The organism is Microvirga subterranea, from assembly GCF_003350535.1.
GTDB lineage: Bacteria > Pseudomonadota > Alphaproteobacteria > Rhizobiales > Beijerinckiaceae > Microvirga > Microvirga subterranea.
Genome location: NZ_QQBB01000007.1, coordinates 20,329 through 40,658, shown reverse-complemented (window position 1 = coordinate 40,658; position 20,330 = coordinate 20,329). Strand labels below are relative to the sequence as shown.

17 protein-coding genes are annotated in these 20,330 nt (G+C 67.3%); 11 read left to right on the top strand and 6 right to left on the bottom strand.

Translation table 11 applies throughout. The annotated features are described in order from the left end of the window. Positions 1–204: 204 nt before the first annotated feature. The gene (locus tag DES45_RS17655) at positions 205–1,713 is read right to left on the bottom strand and encodes a bifunctional metallophosphatase/5'-nucleotidase (protein ID WP_114771364.1); all 1,509 of its coding nucleotides are present in this window, start codon (positions 1,711–1,713) and stop codon (positions 205–207) included. A 228-nt stretch (positions 1,714–1,941) separates the two neighbouring features. Here DES45_RS17655 and ung point away from each other — a divergent pair, with 228 nt between their 5' ends. Then, positions 1,942–2,646: a uracil-DNA glycosylase gene (ung, locus tag DES45_RS17650; RefSeq protein ID WP_114771363.1), complete on the top strand. Its 705-nt coding sequence runs from the start codon at positions 1,942–1,944 to the stop codon at positions 2,644–2,646. A gap of 8 nt (positions 2,647–2,654) precedes the next feature. On the opposite strand, the gene DES45_RS17645 is transcribed toward ung, so the two are convergent. Then, the gene (locus DES45_RS17645; RefSeq protein WP_210272428.1) at positions 2,655–6,152 is read right to left on the bottom strand and encodes an indolepyruvate ferredoxin oxidoreductase family protein; all 3,498 of its coding nucleotides are present in this window, start codon (positions 6,150–6,152) and stop codon (positions 2,655–2,657) included. 199 nt (positions 6,153–6,351) lie between these two features. On the opposite strand from DES45_RS17645, the gene DES45_RS17640 reads away from it, so the two are divergent. Both DES45_RS17640 and DES45_RS17635 read left to right on the top strand, forming a co-directional pair. Beyond that, a complete protein-coding gene (locus tag DES45_RS17640; RefSeq protein WP_114771362.1) occupies positions 6,352–6,999 on the top strand; it encodes a DUF1007 family protein in 648 nt (215 codons plus the stop codon). Beyond that, a complete protein-coding gene (locus DES45_RS17635; protein WP_114771361.1) occupies positions 6,990–8,018 on the top strand; it encodes a nickel/cobalt transporter in 1,029 nt (342 codons plus the stop codon). The genes DES45_RS17640 and DES45_RS17635 overlap by 10 nt, the downstream gene beginning before the upstream one ends. A 6-nt stretch (positions 8,019–8,024) precedes the next feature. On the opposite strand, the gene DES45_RS17630 is transcribed toward DES45_RS17635, so the two are convergent. Next, on the bottom strand, positions 8,025–9,623 hold the full coding sequence (locus tag DES45_RS17630) for a gamma-glutamyltransferase family protein (protein WP_114771360.1): 1,599 nt from the start codon (positions 9,621–9,623) through the stop codon (positions 8,025–8,027). 142 nt (positions 9,624–9,765) lie between these two features. Between DES45_RS17630 and DES45_RS17625 the strand changes: the two genes are divergently transcribed. Continuing rightward, positions 9,766–9,954, top strand: coding sequence for a hypothetical protein (locus tag DES45_RS17625; protein ID WP_245571790.1), 189 nt, complete (start codon positions 9,766–9,768; stop codon positions 9,952–9,954). Here the strand turns inward: DES45_RS17625 and DES45_RS17620 are convergent. From DES45_RS17620 to DES45_RS17610, 3 genes are all read right to left on the bottom strand, one after another. Further along, the gene (locus DES45_RS17620; RefSeq protein WP_114771358.1) at positions 9,951–10,319 is read right to left on the bottom strand and encodes a DUF1850 domain-containing protein; all 369 of its coding nucleotides are present in this window, start codon (positions 10,317–10,319) and stop codon (positions 9,951–9,953) included. The genes DES45_RS17625 and DES45_RS17620 overlap by 4 nt on opposite strands. Further along, a complete protein-coding gene (locus tag DES45_RS17615) occupies positions 10,316–12,610 on the bottom strand; it encodes a TRAP transporter permease (protein WP_114771357.1) in 2,295 nt (764 codons plus the stop codon). The genes DES45_RS17620 and DES45_RS17615 overlap by 4 nt, the downstream gene beginning before the upstream one ends. A 92-nt stretch (positions 12,611–12,702) precedes the next feature. Then, on the bottom strand, positions 12,703–13,671 hold the full coding sequence (locus DES45_RS17610; protein WP_114771356.1) for a TAXI family TRAP transporter solute-binding subunit: 969 nt from the start codon (positions 13,669–13,671) through the stop codon (positions 12,703–12,705). A 157-nt stretch (positions 13,672–13,828) separates the two neighbouring features. On the opposite strand from DES45_RS17610, the gene DES45_RS17605 reads away from it, so the two are divergent. The 7 genes from DES45_RS17605 (at position 13,829) to DES45_RS17575 (ending at position 20,329) form a co-directional block, all read left to right on the top strand. Continuing rightward, positions 13,829–15,406 (top strand): OpgD/OpgG family glucan biosynthesis protein, encoded by a 1,578-nt coding sequence (locus DES45_RS17605; protein ID WP_114771355.1) that lies wholly within the window; start codon positions 13,829–13,831, stop codon positions 15,404–15,406. A gap of 92 nt (positions 15,407–15,498) precedes the next feature. Beyond that, positions 15,499–15,654, top strand: coding sequence for a hypothetical protein (locus DES45_RS25220; protein ID WP_170151548.1), 156 nt, complete (start codon positions 15,499–15,501; stop codon positions 15,652–15,654). A 3-nt stretch (positions 15,655–15,657) separates the two neighbouring features. Then, positions 15,658–16,410: a zinc ABC transporter ATP-binding protein AztA gene (gene aztA, locus DES45_RS17595; RefSeq protein ID WP_114771353.1), complete on the top strand. Its 753-nt coding sequence runs from the start codon at positions 15,658–15,660 to the stop codon at positions 16,408–16,410. After that, complete coding sequence (locus DES45_RS17590; protein WP_114771352.1) at positions 16,407–17,273, top strand: metal ABC transporter permease; 867 nt, start codon at positions 16,407–16,409, stop codon at positions 17,271–17,273. The genes aztA and DES45_RS17590 overlap by 4 nt, the downstream gene beginning before the upstream one ends. Before the next feature lie 32 nt (positions 17,274–17,305). Beyond that, positions 17,306–18,226, top strand: coding sequence for a metal ABC transporter substrate-binding protein (locus DES45_RS17585; RefSeq protein ID WP_114771351.1), 921 nt, complete (start codon positions 17,306–17,308; stop codon positions 18,224–18,226). 67 nt (positions 18,227–18,293) lie between these two features. Next, positions 18,294–19,256, top strand: a complete 963-nt coding sequence (locus DES45_RS17580; protein ID WP_114771350.1) for a CobW family GTP-binding protein — start codon at positions 18,294–18,296, stop codon at positions 19,254–19,256. Between the two features lie 65 nt (positions 19,257–19,321). After that, the gene (locus DES45_RS17575) at positions 19,322–20,329 is read left to right on the top strand and encodes a WD40 repeat domain-containing protein (RefSeq protein ID WP_114771349.1); all 1,008 of its coding nucleotides are present in this window, start codon (positions 19,322–19,324) and stop codon (positions 20,327–20,329) included. The last annotated feature ends 1 nt before the right edge of the window (position 20,330 follow it).

Here is a 20,330-nt window from a genome sequence, read left to right as displayed (position 1 = left end):
GCTGTGCTGCCACGCACCATGGCACAGCCGAGAGTGTCCATGAACTCTAAATTTGGAGCGGGAGAACGCCTTTCTGTCCGCACGTCCGGGCATACCCTTACGGAAGTCCCGCTTCGATGCGCCCCATGGTCACGTCGGGCCGGCGTTCCAACGAAAACGCCGGGACCTCATGGTCCCGGCGTCTCCGACAGACTTGACGTTAGGTTAGCGAAGAACGACGCGACCTTCCACCTTCGGGGCGACCTTGCCCGCCTTCGTGACGTAATCGATGACCTGGCCGGCCATGAGCTGGCTGGCGGATACGTCGACGAGCTGCTTGCCGTCCGTGAAGGCGCGGTAGCCGTCGCCGCCGCGGGCCATGAAGTCGTTGGTGGCGACCTTGTAGGTCTTGGCCGGATCGAGCGGCTCGCCGTTGACCTTCACGGACTTCACGCGGCTGCCGACCGGCTCCTTGAGATCGACCTCGACCACCATGCCGGAGACCTGCGGGAAGCGTCCGCCGAGCTCGCGCACCTGGCTCACGCCGTTCTCCAGCGCCGCCTTCAGCTTGTCGCCGGTCAGCTCCAGGAGCACGGTCGTGTTGCCGAACGGCATTTCCGAGAGGATGTCGCGGCGGGTCAGCTTCTGGCCGGCCTGATACTGCTTGTCCGCCCGCAGGCCGCCGCCATTGGTGATGGCCACGTCCGCGCCGACCGCGGCTTTCATGGCATCGGCCACGAGGTTGCCCATGGCGGCCTCGCCGCCGCGCACGGTCGCCCGGCGGCTGTCGAGCGGGGTTTCGGTCAGGCCGATCTCGACATCGAGTTCTTTGGAGAGCTTGTCCTCGTAGCCCTTCACGACCGCCTCGATCTCCGGATCGGGCTTGACGGTCGCGCTGTCGACGATGCGGAAGTTCGGCGACCAGGTGACGGAGGTCTTGCCGTCCTTGGTGGCCTTGGTGACGGCGAGCTCGGTCACGACGACGTAGTTGCCCTGGGATTCCGACTCCGTCAGGGTGACCTTGCCGTCATAGAAGGCGAGCAGGTGCTCGTCATGGCCGCCGATGATCACGTCCGCGCCGGCGGAGCGGGCGAGGATCATGTCGACCTCGAGCGGCGTGTGGGCGATGGCGACCACGATGTCCGCGCCCTTCTCGCGCAGTTCCTTGGCCTTGGCGCGGCCCGTGTCGATGGTCGAGCGGAACTTGATGTCGCCCGGGCTCGACGCGATCGGCGTGTCTTCGGTGGTGAGGCCGAAGAAGCCCACCTTGATGCCCTGCACGTCCACGATCTTGTCGGCCTTGGTGTTGGCCGGCAGGCCGTTGCCGTCGACGATGTTGGTGGCCAGCACGTCGAACTTGGCGTCGGCCATGCGGGCCCGGAAGACGTCGGGCCCGAGATCGAACTCGTGATTGCCCGGAGCCATGGCGTCGACTCCCATCCTGTTCAGGATGTCGATCACGTGGGCGCCCTTGTCGAAGCCCGACAGGAGCGAGGGCGAGAGGGTGTCGCCCGCATGGATGAAGAACGCGTTGCCCTTGGCGCGCTCCTCCTTCACGACCGTCGCCAGCCGCGCGAAGCCGCCGCGCCCCTTCTCCGGGCTCATGCGATCGATGTCGTTGGTCTGGACGAAGCGGATGGTCACGGCTTCCTGAGCGAGAACCGAACCCGAGACCAGGAGGGAGAGGCCCAGGAGGCCGGCGCGAAAGGCTGCGACGGAACGGCTTTGCAGCATAGTCAGATAATCCTTGCGTAAGGTGCGGTCCACGGATGGCCAGGGTGAACCTAGACCAGCAACGTGTCACAGAAGTAACATGCTGTCGACGCTCTCCCGCAACGGGAACCCGGGCAATTCTGCACGGTTTTTCGTCACCGGGGCCGAGGCCTGCGCGAAGATTGTTTTCTTCCGGAAAGCTTTCCGTTAGTCGGCGCCGAAACCTTCTTCACGAAAGGCTCCAGATCGATGACAGGTCCCGTCACCCAGGCGCTCGCGGCGTTTCGTGCCGATCCCGGCGCCGTCGCCTGGCGCACCCTCCCGTTCTTCGCGGGAGGCGCCGCCGAGCGGGTCGCCGCCCGCGTCGATGCGGTCATCGCCGGGGGAGCGCAGGTTCTGCCGCCGCCGGACCTGGTTTTCACCAGCCTCGTGCTGACGCCGCTCGACCGGGTGAAGGTGGTGATCCTCGGGCAGGACCCCTACCCGACCCCGGGCGACGCCCATGGGCTCGCGTTCTCGTATCGCGGGTCGCGGCGGCTGCCGGCCTCCCTGCGCACGATCCTGGCCGAGATGGCCGAGGATCTGGGCCAGCCCATGCCGAAGTCCGGGGATCTCTCGCGTTGGGCGAAACAGGGCGTGCTGCTGCTCAACACGGCGCTCACGGTCGAGGCCGGAAAGGCAGGAGCGCATTTGAAGTTCGGCTGGGCGGAACTCGTGGACGAGGCCGTCGCCGCGGTCTCCGAGAATCAGCCCGCCGTCGTGTTCCTGCTCTGGGGCGGATCGGCGCGCAAGCACGCGATTCAGGTGGACCGGACGAGGCACCTCGTGATCGAAGCCGGGCACCCCTCCCCGCTCAATCGCCTGCGCGACTTTCGAGGGACGCGCCCCTTCAGCCGCGCCAATGCGTGGCTGAAGGAAAAGGGCCTGGAGCCGATCGACTGGCGGTTGGACTAGCGCCCGCCCTACTCCGCCGCCATCGGCAGCGGCTGTGCCGGGGTGCGGAAGCGGGCCAGCAGTTCCGCCTCCTCGGCCTTCGCGGCCTTGAGATTGCGCTCCTTGACGTGGCCGAAGCCCCGGATCTTCTGCGGGATGCCCGCGAGGCCGACGGCGTTCGCGTGATTGTCCGGCGTCAGCTTCTCCAGGATTTCCCGAACCAAACCCTCGTAGTCCCGAATGAGCTGGCGCTCGGTGCGGCGCTCGTGCGTGTAGCCGAACAGGTCGAGGGGCGTGCCGCGCAGGACCTTGAGGGGGGCAAGCACCCGCATGGCCTTCAGCATCCACGGGCCGAAGCTCATCTTCTTGGGAAGGCCAGTGACCGGATCCTTCCGCGCCAGGACGGGCGGCGCCATGTGGAACTCGTAAGTGAGGTTCTCGCCCTCGAACGCCGACGCGACCTGACGCTCGAAATGGCCGTCGGTATAGAGCCGCGCCACCTCGTACTCGTCCTTGTAGGCCATCAGCTTGAACAGCGAGCGCGCCACCGCATCCGTCAGCGTGGTCCCGCTCGGCGCGACCTTGGTCTCAGCCGCCCGCACCTTGTCCACCAGCGCCCGGTAGCGCTTCGCATAGCGCGCGCTCTGATAACCCGTGAGGAAGGCGGCGCGCCTGTCGATCACCTCGTCAAGGCTGTCGGAGAGCTTGAACTCGTCGCCGGGGGATTTCAGCTCGGCGATCAGCTTCGCCATCACCTCGGGTTCCGCCGCCGCGCGGCGGCCCCAGGTGAAGGCCGCAAGGTTCATCTTCACGGCCTCGCCGTTGAGCTCGATGGCGTTCTCGATGGCGGCGGCGGTCAGCGGCACGCGGCCGGTCTGGTAGGCGTAGCCCAGCATGAACATGTTGGCCGCGATTGCATTGCCGAGGAGCGTGGTGGCGATGTTCGTGGCATCCACGAAGGCCGCGCCCTCGCCGGCCGCCGACGCGATGGCGCGCTTCAGGCGCTCCGTCGGCAGCGAGAAATCGGCGTTGCGGGTGAACTCGCCGGGCATCACCTCGGCGGTGTTCACCACGAGCGCGGTCTGCGCCTTCTTGACCGAGGCCAGCACCTTCTTGGTGCCGGTCACCACGAGGTCGCAGCCGAGCACGAGGTGGGCTGCCTCCGCCGTGACGCGGATCGCGTGAATGTCATCCTGGGAGTTGGCGAGGCGCACATGGCTGTAGACCGCGCCGCCCTTCTGGGCGAGGCCGGCCATGTCGATCATGCCCAGGCCCTTGCCTTCGAGATGCGCCGCCATCCCGAGGATCGCCCCGATGGTGACGACGCCCGTGCCGCCGACGCCCGTCACGATCACGTTGAACGTGCGGTCGATCGCCGGGATCACCGGATCGGGCAGCGGCCGGAACGTGGCGCCGTCCATGGCGATCGTGTCGGGCGCAGCCTTTTTGATCTTAGCGCCGTGCACCGTCACGAAGGACGGGCAGAAGCCCTTCACGCAGGAGAAATCCTTGTTGCAGTTCGACTGGTCGATCTGGCGCTTGCGGCCGAACTCGGTCTGCACCGGCTGCACCGCCACGCAGTTCGACTGCACCGAGCAGTCGCCGCAGGCCTCGCACACGAGATCGTTGATGATGACCCGCTTGTCCGGATCCGGGAACTCGCCGCGCTTGCGGCGGCGGCGCTTCTCGGACGCACAGGTCTGGTCGTAGATCATGACCGTGACGCCCGGGATGCCGGCAAGCTCGCGCTGCACGGCGTCGAGCTCGTCCCGGTGGTGGATCGTCATCCCGGACGGCCATTGGATCGACTTCGGGTACTTGTGCGGCTCGTCGGTCACCAGCGCGATGCGCTCGACGCCCTCGGCACGCACCTGCCGGGCGATCATGTCGACCGTGAGCCCGCCCTCGTGCTTCTGCCCGCCCGTCATTGCGACAGCGTCGTTGTAGAGGATCTTGTAGGTGACGTTGGTCTTGGTATCGACGGACCAGCGCAGGGCCAGCACGCCCGAATGATTGTAGGTGCCGTCGCCGAGATTCTGGAACACGTGCCCGCGGTTCGAGAACGGCGCCTCGCCGATCCAGTTCGCGCCTTCGCCGCCCATCTGGGTGAAGCCGTCGGTCGCGCGGTCCATCCACTGCACCATGTAGTGGCAGCCGATGCCCGCATAGGCGCGCATGCCCTCGGGCACCTTGGTGGAGCTGTTGTGCGGGCAGCCCGAGCAGAAATGCGGCACGCGGGTCGCGACGTCGCTGGTGAGCGCCAGCACCTCCTGCGCCTGCGCCAAGCGCGCCACGCGTCCGCGCAGGTCGTCGTTGTTGTGGTACCTGAGCAGCCGTTCGCCGATCGCGATGGCGATGTCGTTGGGATCGAGCGCGCCCTTCACGGGGAAGAGCCAGTTGCCGGCCTCGTCCTTCTTGCCGATGCAGAGCGGCTGGTTGGCGGTGCCGTAGAGCTCCTCGCGCAGCTGCACCTCGATCAGGGAGCGCTTCTCCTCGACCACGATCACAAGGTCGAGCCCCCTGGCGAAGTCGACGAGCTCCCGCTGCGACAGCGGCCACGGGCAGGCGACCTTGTAGAGACGCAGCCCCATGTCGTTCGCTTTGACCTCGTCGAGGCCGAGCTCGTCCAGGGCCTGGCGCACGTCGAGATAGGACTTGCCGACGGTGATGATGCCGATCTTCGGATTGCGCCCGCCCGACAGCACGATGCGGTTGAGGTTGTTGGCGCGCACGAACGCCAGCATGGCGTCGCGCTTGAAGTCCTGGAGCCGTGCCTCCTGGTCGAGCACGCCGTCGCGCGCCCGGATGTTGAGGCCGCCGGGCGGCATCAGAAAATCGTCAGGCATGACGATCTTCACCCGGTCGAGGGAGCCGTCGACGGAGGCCGTCGACTCGATGTTCTCCTTCACGCACTTGAACGCCACCCAGGTGCCGCAGAAGCGGCTCATGGCGTAGCCGTAGAGGCCGTAATCGAGGATCTCCTGAACGCCTGCAGGATTCAGGATCGGGACCATCACGTCGACGAAGTGGAATTCAGACTGGTGCGCGACCGTGGAGGATTCCGCCGTGTGGTCGTCGCCCATGAGGGCCAGGACACCGCCATGCGTCGAGGAGCCGGCCATGTTGGCGTGGCGGAAGACGTCGCCGGAGCGGTCGACGCCCGGCCCTTTGCCGTACCACATGCCGAAGACGCCGTCGTACTTGCCGTCGCCGCGGATCTCCGCCTGCTGTGAGCCCCAGACGGCGGTCGCGGCAAGCTCCTCGTTGAGGCCGGGCTGGAAGACCACGTTGGCGGCTTCCAGCCACTTCCTGGCGCGCCAGAGATTCTGGTCGAGGCCGCCGAGCGGCGAGCCGCGATAGCCCGACACGAAGCCAGCCGTGTTCAGGCCGGCGAGGCGGTCCCGCTCGCGCTGCATGAGCAGCATGCGGATGACAGCCTGCGTGCCAGTGATGAAGACCCGGTCCTTGGTGAGGTCGAACTTGTCGTCGAGCGTAACGTCACGGAGCGCCACAGGGCTGCCGGCCATCGTCCGTATCCTCCTGGAGCCTCTGCTCCGCTGCCGGTTTTCCGGTCTTCTTCTTGTCTGATTTAAGTCAGCAATGCTGACATATATGGTCAGGGACGTCAATCGACGCCGCCTCTGTTTTGCCTCCATTAACCATGATGCGTCAGGGTCGCCATCGGCCGGTTCGCGGCCTCCCCGCGTCGCAAGACAGGTTGAGCAGATGACACACCGCCTCAGGCCCCTTACGCTTCTGGTCGCTCTGATCGGAGCATGGACCACTCCCGCCCTCGCCCATCCTCACGTTTGGGTGACCGCCAAGGCCGAACTGGTCTACGACCCGGACGGAAAGGTCACCGGCGTGCGCCATGCCTGGACCTTCGACAAGGCCTACTCGGCCTATATCACGCAAGGCCTCGACAAGAACGGCGATGGCAAGCTGACGCCCGACGAGTTGAAGGATCTGGCCAAGGAAAACACCGAATCGCTCGTCGAATTCGATTATTTCACCGTGCTGAAGGCCAACGGCAAGAAGCAGGATTTCGGTGCCCCGCGCGACTACGCCATGGCCCATGCCGACGAGGCCGTCACCTTGAGCTACTTCCTGCCCTTGAGGGCGCCGGCCTCGGCCAAGACCGCGGCGCTGGAGATCTACGACCCGACCTTCTTCGTGGCCTTCTCACTGGCCGAGGGCAACGATGCGGTGAAGCTCACGAGCGCTCCGCAGGGCTGCGCCACGAACATCACCCGCGCCAAGGCGGCCGAGGCGGCCCAGCAGCAGAACCTGACGGAGGCCTTCTTCGAGACGCTGACCGCCTCGTCCTCCTTCGGCATCCAGTTCGCCAACAGGGCCATCGTGGCATGTCCGTAACGGCCGAGCCCCTCAGCCTCGCCACGCCCGGCAAATCCCGCTTCTGGTCCCGCCTCGCTCTCGCGGGGGCGGCCGTCGCGGTGGTTGCGGGCGTCGCTGCCCTCCTGGCCTGGTGGCTCGCTCCGGCCGCCGCCCCTCCGGTGCGCAACCCCTTCGGCATGGGCCTGCGCGAGGCCGCCCCGTCGGGCAGCCTCGGGGCCTATATCCTGGAGGTTCAGAGCGGCTTCTACCGCAGCCTGCAGCAGGCGGTGGGCTCCCTGAAGAGCGAAGGCTCGGCCATTTGGCCGCTGCTCCTGATCGGCTTCGCCTACGGGGTCTTCCACGCGGCCGGCCCCGGCCACGGCAAGGGGGTCATCGCGGCCTATCTGGTGGCGGACGAGCGGGCGCTCGCCAAGGGGTTCGGCTTGAGCCTCGCGGCGGCTCTCGTCCAGGCGCTCGTGGCCATCCTGCTCGTGAGCGTGATCGCCGTCGTGTTCCGCTCCACCGCCGCCACCATGAACCAGGTGACGAAGGGGGTAGAGTTGCTGAGCTTCGCGGCCGTGGCGCTCCTGGGAGCCGCGGTCACCTGGCGCAAGGCCGGCAAGGTGACGGGCCTCGTGACCCTGTCCAAAAACCCGCAGGCCGGCCCGCAGGCCGACGATTGCGACCACGTGCACATGCCGCCGCCCGAGGAGCTGCGCCGCCTGACCCGGTGGCGGGACATGGCGGGCGTGGCGCTCGCGGCCGGCATCCGCCCCTGCGCCGGCGCGCTCGTGGTACTGGTCTTCGCCCTCTCGCAAGGCCTGTTCGCCGCGGGCATCGCCGCGACCTTCGCCATGGCGCTGGGCACCGCCCTGACCACGGGAGCGATCGCGGCCCTGGCGGTTTTCGCCAAGGCGGCGGCCCTGCGGATGGCCGGAGGCCGCGGCCTGTCGGGCGCGGTAGCGATTGCCGGGATCGAACTCCTGGCCGCTGCCTTCGTGCTCGTGCTGGGACTCAGCCTGCTGTTCGGGCTGTGGGCCTCGGCGAGCGCGAGCTAGGCAGCCTCACAGCCCCAGGGCGCCGCCATCCGACCTGGGATCGTGCGTCGCCTCGACCCGGCCGTTACGCGGGTGGCGCACCAGCATCCCGGCATGGCCGAAATTGTCGATGTAGGGTTCGGTGAGCTCCGACACCTCGTGCCCGAGGGCTGAAAGTCCCCGGACGAGGCCCGGGTCGAAGCGACCCTCGAGCCTGACCAACGCGGGCGCGATACCCTTGCCCTTGTCGAGCAGCCAGCGCGGCGCATCGACCGCATCCGCAAGCCCCATGCCGAAATTCGCATAGCGCGTGAAGATCTGGCCGAGGATCTGCGGCTGCGTCTCCCCGCCCATGGTGCCGAAGGACAGGACCCGCCCGTCGTCGAACACGGCGAGCGGCGGGTTGAGGGTGTGGAATGGCTTGCGGCCCGGCTCGAGCCGGTTGCGGCTTGCCGGGTCGAGGGAGAAGGCGGCGCCCCGGTTGTGCCAGTGGATGCCGGTCGCCGGCAGGACGCAGCCCGAGCCGAACGCCCAGAAGACCGACTGGATGTAGGACACCGCGAGGCCGTCCTTGTCGATCGCCCCCATCCAGATCGTGTCGCCCTCGGGCGAGCGCGGCAGCGGATAGGGCGCGGCCCGGCGCATGTCGATCAGGGCAGCTTCCCGCTCCAGGGCGGACGCGGTCAGGAACGCCGCTGCGTCGTGCACCATGTTCAGCGGATCCGCCACGATCCGGTCTCCGATCGTGAAAGCCCGCTTCGAGGCCTCGATGAGGGCGTGATGGTGTTCGGGCGTCTCCGCCCGGAACGAGCCGAGGCGCTCGAACATCCCGAGGATCATGAGGGTGGTCAGGCCCTGGGTGGGCGGCGGCAGGTTGTAGACCGTTCCGCCGCCAAGGCGCAGTTCCAGGGGTTTCGTGACCCGCGCCTGATAGGTCTCGAGGTCCCGGCGCGTGATCGGCGCGCCGGCCCGTTCGAGATCGGACGCGATCTCCCGCCCGACATCGCCGCGGTAGAAGTCGCGCAGGCCCGTATGGGTGAGGTGCTCCAGGGTGTCGGCGAGACGGGGCACTCGGCGCAGGGTGCCTGCCGGCGTCCGCTTTCCCTCGGTCAGGAAGGCCTCCGCAAAGCCCGGGACCGCGTAGAGCGCCGCCTCCTCGCTCGTCCTGAACCGGGCTTCGGAGCCGGAGACCGCATATCCTTCGCGGGCATGGCGGATCGCGTCCCCCAGCAGCAAGTCGAGGGGCATCTGGCCCCCGAGGGCGCGGGCGAGCTCGAGCGCCAGCTCCCACCCGCCGACGGCGCCGGCCACCGTCAGGGACGCGTCCACTCCGCGGGCCGGAATGGCGTCATAGCCTTTGTCCCGGTAGCGCCGGATCGTCGCGAGCGCTCCGGCCGGACCCGAGGCGTCGAGGGCGTGGACCCGCCCGTTGGGCTCCCGCACGAGCCAGAAGCCGTCGCCTCCGATCCCGTTCATGTGCGGGTAGACCACTGCGATGGTGGCCGCCATGGCGACCATCGCCTCGATGGCGTTGCCGCCTGCGGCGAGCACGGTCTGGCCTGTCTCGGCCGCGAGGGTATGGGGTGCCGCGACAGCGGCGGTGGAGAAGACGGGAGTTTCGGGCATGGACGTGACGTTATGAGAGGGAGGGGAAACTTGCACCGAAGGGGGCGTTTAGGGTAGTCCCTTCCGTCAAAGAATGGAGCACACGACCGTGGCACAGCCGACCGGCACCAATTGGCGCAACCTGATCACCATCGTCAGCATCATGATCCTGATCGGCACGGAAGTGTTCGGGGTCGCGATCGCGGCGGGCTGGGCCATCGCGGGACTGTTCGAGCTGGGCGAGGTCGTCGGCTACATCCTGATGGCGCTGTTCAGCCTCTTCGGCGCCTGGATCCTCCTCAACCTCTGGCGCCGCTGCACCACGGTCGAGCCGATCAGCGGGCGCGCCTAAGGCCTCTCGCATGGCTTCATGACGACCGGGTCGGCCTCGGCCGGAACGTAAGTGTCCATCGGCCGGCACTGACCAGCGATGCAGATCCGCCAGTCGGCGGTGGCGCCCGAGCGGCGCAGCACGATCTCCCTCTGAGGCGGCACCGAGGGGCGCCAGGAATAGACCCCCTCCTTGAACCGGGCCTCCGGCGGCGGCTCCATGCCGGCCCCGGAGCCGCGCACCCGCGCCTCCAGGAGTTCCAGACCCGCCGCGCCTGAGCGCCAATCCTCCTCCCAGAGGATCTTCTCGACCGAATGCGTCCAGGCCAGCGTGATCGCGCCCGCCATCAGGGGCGCGATCACCTTGCCGGCGACGAGGCAGATCACCGGCCCGCCGCGACCGCCGGAGCCTGGCGGTTGCGCCAGTAGTGGAAGCCGATGACGAGCGCCGCGAGGCCGAAGCCGATCTCGTCGGTGATCGGAAGCGCCAGCACCAGGAAGCCTGCCGCGATGGCGGCGCCGATGCGCTCCCACCAGGGCATGCGAACACGGAAATAGCCGACCGAGGCGATGCCCCAGAGCAGGACCGCGAGCCCGGCCTTCACCACCATGTAGGCGACGCTGGCCCAGAAGGCCCAGCCTTCGAGCCCCGCCACCGGCTGCATCATCAGGGTCGGATCGTAGACCGCCATGTAGGGGATCACGAAGCCCGGAAGGGCTATGCGCAAGGCCTGGAAGCCGATCTTGAAGCCTGAAGCTTTCGCGATCGGCGCCGCCGCGAAGGCCGCAAGCGCTACCGGAGGCGTCAGGTCCGCCATGATGCCGAAGTAGAACACGAACATGTGCGAGACGATCAGCGGCACGCCGAGCGTCAGGAGCGCGGGAGCCGCCAGCGACGAGGTGATGATGTAGTTCGGGATCGTCGGAATGCCCATGCCGAGCACGAGGCTGACGAACATGGTCAGCACCAGGCTCAGAATGAGCGAGTCACGGCCGATCGACACCACCCAGTTGCCGAAGATCGTGCCGATGCCGGTCAGCGTCATCGTGCCGATCACGATGCCGACCACCGCGCAGGCAAGGCCGACGGGAAGCGCCTGACGGGCGCCGTCCGCGAGGGCGTCGCGGCAGGCCTCCAGCGTCTCGGGACCGCCGCGCACGAAGAGGCTGATCACGACCAGCGCCGCCACGAGGACCAGCACGAGGGTCACGCCGGCCCAGAGGAAGGCCGCGGCGAGCAGGCCGAGCCCGACCCAGAAGACGAGGCGGATGGTCTCGCTCACCAGCCCCATGGCCAAAGCGCCCGCGAGGATCAGGACCACGGTCAGGGCGAGGCCGATGGAGCCTGCGAAGAGCGGCGTGTAGCCGGAGAACAGGAGGTAAACCAGAACCGCCAGCGGCAGGATGAGGTGCCACTTCTCCCGAAGAGCCCTCCAGGCGCTCGGCAGCTCGGAGCGCGCCAGGCCCATCAGGCCGGACTTGCCGGCCTCCAGGTGCACGGCCAGGAAGGCCGAGGCGTAGTAGAGGATCGCCGGAATGATCGCCGCCTTGACGATCTCGACGTAAGGCACGTCGATGGTCTCGGCCATGATGAAGGCTACGGCGCCCATGACGGGTGGCATGATCTGGCCGCCCATCGACGCCGTCGCCTCGACGCCGCCGGCGAATTCGGGCTTGTAGCCGAAACGCTTCATCAGCGGGATGGTGAACTGGCCGGTCGAGACTACGTTCGCGACGCCGGAGCCGGAGATCGTGCCCATCAGGGCCGACGAGAACACCGCTACCTTGGCCGGTCCGCCGCGGGCGCCGCCGAAGGCCCCCATGGCGATGTCGGTGAAGAGCTGGATCATGCCGGCGCGCTCGAGGAAGGCGCCGAACAGGATGAACAGGAAGATGTAGGTGGCCGACACCAGGGTCGGCGTGGCGTAGAGCCCCTCGGTCCCGAAGGACATGTGCTCGATCACCTGCTCCAGGGAATAGCCGCGGTGATCGAAGGGCGCCGGCAGATAGTTGCCGAACAGGCAGTAGGCCAGGAAGATTCCTGCGACGATCGGCAGCGCCGGCCCCATCACGCGCCAGACGAGATAGAACAGGACCGCGATGGCCGCGATGCCGACGACGAGGTCCAGCTGGGTCAGTTCGCCGGAGCGGATCAGGAGTTCCTCGTACAGCGCCCAGTGATAGAGCCCGATGGCGAAGCCGAGCAGGCCGACCGCCCAGCCGAAGGCCTTGGCCAGCGGGGTGTGGGCCTTGTGGTTCGCCAGCATGGCGCCGGCCACGAGGCAGAGGAAGCCCACATGCAGCGTGCGGACCACCTGACTCGGCAGGCTCCCCGGGAACTTCAGGATCAGCCCGTAGGTCACGGCCAGGGCGATCAGTCCGAGCAGACCGCCCATGACGTTGCGCCCCCTCATGCGCAAGACCACGAGCCATGCCGCCCAGACGACGAATCCCGCGCCGATGATGTGGATCATCGAAATGCCGCCGATCAGCGAATGATCGAGCGGGATGCCGAACGCCGTGATGATCTGGAAGGTGGAGAAGGAGACCGCAATCCAGAACAGGAGCGTGCCGAGAAGGCCGGTGCCGAAATTCTCCGGCAGCCCGTGCTCAGGGTTGGCAGGCGTCGACGGCGCCTCCAGTTCAGCGACTTCAGACGCGTTCACACCCTGGCTCATGGCGCGAGATCTCCCGTTCGGGTTTCATTATTGACATGAAAAAGCCGGAGCAGTTCACCCGCCCCGGCCGCTTTGTCAAATGGATTGAAGGTTTACGAGCCCTGCTTCTTCACGCCCTTCTCGTCGAAGTAGCGCTGGGCGCCCGGATGCACGGGCACCGGCATGCCCGAGAGGGCGTTCTCGAGCTTGATGTCCTTGGCGGCCGCGTGCGCGGCGGCAAGCTCCGGGAGGCTCTCGAAGAGCGACTTCGTCATCTGGTAGACGGTCTCGTCCTTCACGCCCGAATGGGTCACGAGGTAGTTCACCACCGCGGCCGTCGTGACCGGAGCGCTCTGGCCCTCGTAGGTGTTGGCCGGGATGGTGGCGGTCACGTAGGGGTTTCCGACCTTCTGGATCATGTCGGCCGGGATCTCCACGACCACGATCGGCACCGAGGTGGCGAGGTCGCGGATCGACGACACGCCGAGGCCGGCGGACTGGAGGGTCGCGTCGAGCTGGCGGTTCTTCATGAGCTCGACGGACTCGCCGAAGGGCAGGTACTCGACCTTGCCGAGGTCCTTGTAGGTCAGGCCGGCGCCCTGCAGGATCGCCCGGGCGTTGAGCTCGGTGCCGGATTTCGGCGCGCCGACGGAGAGGCGCTTGCCCTTGAGGTCCGCCAGCGTCTTGATGCCGGAATCCTTCGAGGCCACGATCTGGATGTAGTTCGGATAGATGGCCGCGACGCCGCGCAGCTTGTCGAGCTTGGACTTGAAGCCCGCCTCCTCGTCGCCGGCCCAGCCCATGGCCAGGCTGTCGCCCAGGGTGAAGCCGATCTCGCCCTTGCCCTGCTGCAGGAGCGTGAGGTTCTCGACCGACGCCTTCGTGGCCTGCACGGACGGACGGCTGCCCTGCATCTTCTCCGTGAAGACTTTGGAGAGGGCCACACCGAGCGGGTAATAGACACCGGAGGTGCCGCCGGTCAGGATGTTGATGAAGTCCTGCGCCTGGGCGGGCAGGCTGGCTCCCGCGAGCGCGAGGGCCGTGGCAGCGCCGAAAAGGCGGCGCTTGAAGGTGGAACGCATGGCGTAGCTCCCTGATTTTGTGGCGCCGGCAGCGCGACGCCTGTGTGTGAGCCTAGTTTGGCGGCTGACGTCGAAACCTCAAGAGGATATGAGGGTCTTAATCCTGCCGCCTTGGTGGGTAGGGGTCTTGTCTCCACAGGTCAATACATCGCGTCCCATGTTCGATCGCCGTCAGTTCCTGCAATTCGCCACAGCCACCGCAGGCCTCGCCGCCACGGGCTTTTCCACAAAGGCCCTGGCCCAGGAGAGCCTGAAGGTCGGAGCCCCCGCCCCTATCTCGTTCGACGCCCTGAAGCAGCGCGCGCAGAGCATGGCGAGCCGGCCCTACGAGGCGCCGCCGCGCCCCGCGCCGGAAGTCCTGCAGCAGATCGACTACGACGCGCACGGCAAGATCAGGTTCAAGACCGACCTCGCCCTCTGGGCCAACGGCCCGAGCCAGTTCCCGGTCACGTTCTTCCACCTCGGGCGCTTCTTCCAGAAGCCGGTGCGCATGCACGTGGTCGAGGGCGGGCAGGCCCGCGAGATCATCTACGACAGCGACTATTTCGACATGCCGGCGGATTCCCCGGCCCACAAGCTGCCCGACAACTCGGGCTTCGCGGGCTTCCGGTTCCAGGAGTCCCGTAACGGCAAGCTCGACTGGCGCAAGAACGACTGGGTCGCCTTCCTGGGAGCCTCCTATTTCCGCGCCATCGGCGAACTCTACCAGTACGGCCTCTCGGCCCGCGGCCTCGCAGTCGACGTGGCAGTCTTCGGCAAGAACGAGGAATTCCCCGACTTCACCCACGTGTATTTCGAGACGCCCCAGCCCGATTCCAATACCGTGACGGTCTATGCGCTCCTCGACGGCCCGAGCGTGACCGGCGCCTACCGGTTCATCATGACCCGCGCCGCCGACGTCGTTATGGACATCGATGCCGCCGTCTACCTGCGCCAGGACGTGAGCCGCCTCGGGATCGCGCCGCTCACCTCCATGTACTGGTACTCGGAGAAGGCCAAGGCCACCGCCATCGACTGGCGGCCGGAGATCCACGATTCCGACGGGCTCGCCATGTGGACCGGCGCCGGCGAGCGGATCTGGCGCCCCCTCAACAACCCGCCGCGGATCATCACCTCCGCCTTCTCGGACGAGAACCCGAAGGGCTTCGGGCTGCTCCAGCGCGACCGCAACTTCGACCACTACCTCGACGGCGTCTATTACGACCGTCGCCCCTCCCTCTGGATCGAGCCGGAGGGCGGCTGGGGCAAGGGCACGATCCAGCTCGTCGAAATCCCGACCGACGATGAGATCCACGACAACATCGTGGCCATGTGGGTTCCGACGGAGCCGGCCAAGGCGGGCCAGTCCTTCGAGTTCCGCTACAAGATGCACTGGTCGGCCGAGGAGCCCTATCCGACGCCGCTCGCCCGCGTAGTGGCGACCCGCCTCGGCAACGGCGGCCAGGCCGGCACCGTCCGGCCGAAGGGTGTGCGCAAGTTCATGGTGGAGTTCTTAGGAGCCCCCCTGACGAAGCTTCCGAGCGGCGTCATCCCGCGTCCGGTGCTGACCGCGTCGCGCGGCGAGTTCGCCAACATCCTGACCGAGGCCGTGCCCGACAACGTGCCCGGCCATTGGCGCACCCAATTCGACCTGACGGTCACGGGAACGGAGCCGGTGGAGATGCGCTGCTACCTGCGCAACGGCGATGAGGTCCTGAGCGAGACCTGGCTCTACCAGTACCACCCTGCCTTCTGAGGTTGCAGGGCAAATACCCTGCAACCAAAAAATGCGTATAAAATACTATACGCCCTCTGGAAGTGGCGAAAAATCCGTTCTATCTGAACGGAATGGCGCATCACCACCATCACCACCACCACGCCCCACGGGCGCTTGCTGCGGCACCGACCTTCTCGCTCCTGCGCCTCTCGGCCTGGGAGCGGCTTGCGGGTGCCGGCGTCCTCCTCGGTGCGCTGTGGCTGCTGGTCTTCCTGGTCATGGCGTAGCCGATGCACAAGAATTCCGCCGCCATCCGCTTCGATGAGGTGACCCTCGGCTACGGCCGGCGCCCGGCGGTCCATCACCTCGACGGCGAGATCGCCTCCGGGAGCCTGACGGCGATCGTCGGCCCCAACGGCGCCGGCAAGTCGACGTTGCTCAAGGGGATCGTCGGCACCCTGCGTCCGCTGGAGGGGCGGATCGACCTGACCGGAGCCGCCGGCGCCCCCATCGCCTATCTGCCGCAGGCGGCCGAGATCGACCGCTCCTTCCCGCTCTCGGTCTACGACCTCGTCGCCATGGGCCTCTGGTCCCGCGCCGGCCTGTTCGGCGGCATCGGCGCCAAGAACCGCACCCGGGTCGAGCAGGCGCTCGCCTCCGTCGGCCTCATCGGGTTCGAGCGCCGGCCGATCTCGACCCTGTCCGGCGGCCAGATGCAGCGCGCCCTCTTCGCGCGCCTTCTGCTGCAGGATTCCCCGGTCATCCTGTTGGACGAGCCCTTCACGGCCATCGACGCCAAGACCACCGCCGACCTGCTCGACGTGGTGCGCCGCTGGCATGCGGAGTCCCGCACCGTGGTGGCCGTGCTGCACGACCTCGACACGGTGAAGCGCGTCTTCCCGCAGACCCTTCTCATCGCCCGCGAGCCCGTGGCCTGGGGCGAGACACAGGAGGTCCTGAGCCCGGAGAACCTCCTGCGCGCCCGCCGGATGGTCGAGGCTTACGATCCCCATGCGGCTCCTTGCGAGAGGGGCGCCGCGTGATCGAGCTCCTCTACGGCCCCTTCGCGGAATTCGACTTCATGCGCCGCGCCCTCGTGGGCGTGATCGCCATTGCGCTGGGCGGCGGCCCGATCGGGGTCTTCCTCATGCTGCGCCGGATGAGCCTGACGGGCGACGCCATGGCCCACGCGATCCTGCCGGGCGCGGCCGTCGGCTATCTCATGGCTGGCCTGTCCCTGCCGGCCATGACCATCGGCGGATTGTTCGCGGGCGTCGTCGTGGCGGTGGCGGCCGGCCTCATCTCCCGGTTCACGGCCCTGAAGGAGGATGCATCGCTCGCAGCCTTCTACCTGCTGTCGCTGGCGCTCGGCGTCACGCTCGTGTCCCTGAGGGGCTCGAACGTGGACCTGCTGCATGTGCTCTTCGGCACGGTGCTGGCCCTCGACGACAGCACGCTGCTGCTGATCGCGGGCATCTCCACCGTCACGGTGCTGGCCTTGGCGGTCCTCTACCGTCCCCTCGTGCTGGAATGCGTGGACCCGACCTTCCTGCGCTCGGTCAGCCGCACCGGAACGCCGACCCACCTGATGTTCCTCGGCCTCGTGGTGCTCAACCTCGTCGGCGGCTTCCACGCCCTTGGAACGCTGCTCGCCGTCGGCATGATGATGCTCCCGGCAGCCGCCTCGCGCTTCTGGAGCAACGACATCACCATGATGATGCTCCTGTCGGTGCTGATCGGCATCGTGTCGGGGATCGGCGGCCTGCTCCTGTCCTATCATGCCGAGCTGCCCGCCGGCCCCGCGATCATTCTGACCGCGGGAGCGGTCTATGCGGCCTCCCTCGTCCTCGGCCGCGAGGGCGGCCTGCTCTGGCTCGCCTGGCCGCGCCGTCACCTCGAAGCCTGACCCGCCCCCTTCACCGACAAGGAGTTCAGCCGATGCCGACACGCCGGAACGCCGTTTCGCTGCTGCTGGGATGCCTCGCTCTGGCGGCCCTGCCACTATCGGCCCGCGCCCAGGGGTCGGAGAAGCTGAAGGTCGTGGCCACCTTCTCGATCCTGGGCGACCTCGTGCGCCAGGTCGGCGGCGAGCGCACGGAGGTCACCACCCTCGTGGGCCCGAACGGGGATGCGCATGTGTATTCCCCCACCCCGGCTGACGGCAGGCGCCTGACGGAGGCCAAGGTGGTCGTCGCCAACGGCCTCAAGTTCGAGGGCTGGATCGACCGGCTCGTGAAATCCTCCGGCACGAAGGCCGCAATCGTGGAGGCCGCGCGGGGCGTGAAGCCGCTCAAGGGGGACGACGATCACGGCCACAGCCACGGGCATGGCGGGTCGGATCCCCATGCATGGCAGAACGTCGCCAATGCCAAGATCTATGTCGCCAACATCCGGGATGCCCTCATCGCCGCCGACCCGGCCGGGAAGTCCGCCTATGAGGCCAATGCGACGGCCTATCTCGGCCAGCTCGACGCCCTCGACCGGGAGGTGAAGGCCCTCGTGGAGCAGATCCCGCCGGATCGCCGTCGGATCATCACCTCGCATGACGCCTTTCGGTATCTCGAAGACGCCTACGGCATCGATTTCGTGTCCCCCCAGGGCGTATCGACCGATTCCGAGGCCTCGGCGAAGGACGTGGCCAGGATCATCCAGCAGATCAAGCGCGACAAGATCACGGCTGTCTTCGTGGAGAACGTGTCCGATGCGCGCCTGATGGAGCGCATCGCCAAGGAGACCGGCGCCAGGATCGGCGAGCGGGTCTATTCCGACGCCCTCTCGGACGAGAAGGGTCCGGCCGGGACTTACATTGACATGATGCGACACAATATAAGGGCCTTCAGCTCGGCCCTGTCGAGCTGACCGATATTCTGAAGTCCCCGGCGATCCCGGGGGCGGTTTTCGTCTCCAAAGACCGATGGAACATCCGATGTCCGACAAGATCCCCGTCACCGTGCTCACAGGCTATCTCGGCGCCGGCAAGACGACGCTTCTCAACCGGATCCTGACCGAGCAGCACGGCAAGAAATATGCCGTCATCGTCAACGAGTTCGGCGAGATCGGCATCGACAACGAGCTCGTCGTCGGCGCCGACGAGGAAGTGTTCGAGATGAACAACGGCTGCATCTGCTGCACCGTTCGCGGCGACCTGATCCGCATCCTCGACGGCCTGATGAAGCGAAAAGGAAAGTTCGACGCCATCATCGTCGAGACCACCGGCCTCGCCGATCCGGCTCCGGTCGCCCAGACCTTCTTCATGGACCAGGACGTGTCCGACACCGCCCGCCTCGACGCGGTGGTGACCGTAGCGGACGCCAAGTGGCTGTCCGACCGCCTGAAGGACGCGCCCGAGGCCAAGAACCAGATCGCCTTCGCGGACGTGATCATCCTCAACAAGATCGATCTCGTGTCCGAGAAGGAGCTGGAGGAGGTCGAGGCCCGCATCCGCGCCATCAACCCCTACGCCAAGGTGCACCGGACGCAGAACTGCGCCATCCCGATCTCGGAAGTGCTCGACCGCAAGGCCTTCGACCTCGACCGCATCATCGAGATCGAGCCCGATTTCCTCGAGGAGGGCCATCATCACCACCACGACGAGGACATGCAGTCCGTGTCGGTGGCGATCGACGGCGAGGTCGATCCGAACAAGTTCATGCCCTGGATCTCGAACCTGACCCAGGTCGAGGGCCCGAACATCCTGCGCTGCAAGGGCATCGTGGCCTTCCCGAACGAGCCGAAGCGCTTCGTCTTCCAGGGCGTGCACATGATCCTCGACGGCGACGTGCAGGGCGACTGGAAGCCGGGCGAGAAGCGCAGCTCAAAGGTGGTCTTCATCGGCCGCGACCTGAACGAGAAGGCGATCCGCGAAGGCTTCCTCGCGACCGCGGCGTGAGTGCGCCTGCCCTTGCGCAGAACCCGCGATCCTGTGCTATCGCTCCCCCTGAAGGGATTGCCTGAATGACTGCTGGAACTGCTCCGTCTCTGACCCAGAGCGTCACGACGATCGATGCGGGCGCGCACGTGACCGCCCTCGGCTGGCTCAAGGGCACCGTCGCCCTCGGCCTCGCCGACGGCGGCGTAGTGCTGGCGAGGGACGGCGAGACCCATCGGGTCGAGGCTCATCCCGATGCCGGCATTCTGGTCGGGGCGAGCGACGGCGAGCGCTTCGTCACCGGCGGCGACGACGGTCGTGTGGCGGTGACGGGGTCGGACGGCTCGACCCAGACGCTGGCCGAAACCAAGGGCGCATGGATCGACTCCCTCGCCCTGAGCCCGAGCGGCGCCTTCGCGTACGGGGCCGGCAAGCGCGTGATCGCCCGCGACGACCGGGGCAAGGAGAAGACCCTTGAGGTTCCCTCGACCGCCCGCGGCCTCGCTTTCGCCCCGAAGGGCTACCGGCTCGCGATCTCCCACTACAACGGCGCGACCCTGTGGTTTCCCAACGTCGAGGCCAAGCCCGAAGTGCTGGACTGGAAGGGCTCGCACCTCGACGTCACCTGGTCGCCCGACGCCCGCTTCGTCGTCACCTCCATGCAGGAGAATGCCCTGCACGGCTGGCGCCTGATCCCCGACAAGGGGCACATGCGCATGAGCGGCTATCCATCGAAGACCCGGTCCTTCTCCTGGTCCCATGACGGCAAGTGGCTCGCCACCTCGGGGGCGGAAGCGGCGATCGTCTGGCCCTTCGAATCGAAGGAAGGCCCCATGGGCAAGCAGCCGCGGGAATGCGGCGTGCGCCCCGCCAAGGTGAGCCGGGTGGCGTTCCATCCCAACACCTACGTGCTGGCGGTCGGCTACGAGGACGGCTGCATCCTGCTCATCCGCATGGCCGATGCCTCCGAGCTGCTGGTGCGCCCGGCCGTGGCCGGAAGCGGCATCACGGCCATGGCCTGGGACAAGGCCGGCAAGCGCCTCGCCTTCGGGTGCGAGGACGGCAAGGCCGGCATCCTCACGCTTCCCACCTGAG

Coding starts and splice junctions, on each gene's coding strand:
- DES45_RS17615 (WP_114771357.1), bottom strand. CDS start 12,610: ATGAGCCAGGGTGTGAACGCGTCTGAAGTCGCTGAACTGGAGGCGCCG.
- DES45_RS17575 (WP_114771349.1), top strand. CDS start 19,322: ATGACTGCTGGAACTGCTCCGTCTCTGACCCAGAGCGTCACGACGATC.
- DES45_RS17635 (WP_114771361.1), top strand. CDS start 6,990: ATGTCCGTAACGGCCGAGCCCCTCAGCCTCGCCACGCCCGGCAAATCC.
- DES45_RS25220 (WP_170151548.1), top strand. CDS start 15,499: ATGGCGCATCACCACCATCACCACCACCACGCCCCACGGGCGCTTGCT.
- DES45_RS17580 (WP_114771350.1), top strand. CDS start 18,294: ATGTCCGACAAGATCCCCGTCACCGTGCTCACAGGCTATCTCGGCGCC.
- DES45_RS17625 (WP_245571790.1), top strand. CDS start 9,766: ATGATCCTGATCGGCACGGAAGTGTTCGGGGTCGCGATCGCGGCGGGC.
- aztA (WP_114771353.1), top strand. CDS start 15,658: ATGCACAAGAATTCCGCCGCCATCCGCTTCGATGAGGTGACCCTCGGC.
- DES45_RS17655 (WP_114771364.1), bottom strand. CDS start 1,713: ATGCTGCAAAGCCGTTCCGTCGCAGCCTTTCGCGCCGGCCTCCTGGGC.
- DES45_RS17610 (WP_114771356.1), bottom strand. CDS start 13,671: ATGCGTTCCACCTTCAAGCGCCGCCTTTTCGGCGCTGCCACGGCCCTC.
- ung (WP_114771363.1), top strand. CDS start 1,942: ATGACAGGTCCCGTCACCCAGGCGCTCGCGGCGTTTCGTGCCGATCCC.
- DES45_RS17585 (WP_114771351.1), top strand. CDS start 17,306: ATGCCGACACGCCGGAACGCCGTTTCGCTGCTGCTGGGATGCCTCGCT.
- DES45_RS17630 (WP_114771360.1), bottom strand. CDS start 9,623: ATGCCCGAAACTCCCGTCTTCTCCACCGCCGCTGTCGCGGCACCCCAT.
- DES45_RS17640 (WP_114771362.1), top strand. CDS start 6,352: ATGACACACCGCCTCAGGCCCCTTACGCTTCTGGTCGCTCTGATCGGA.
- DES45_RS17605 (WP_114771355.1), top strand. CDS start 13,829: ATGTTCGATCGCCGTCAGTTCCTGCAATTCGCCACAGCCACCGCAGGC.
- DES45_RS17645 (WP_210272428.1), bottom strand. CDS start 6,152: ATGGCCGGCAGCCCTGTGGCGCTCCGTGACGTTACGCTCGACGACAAG.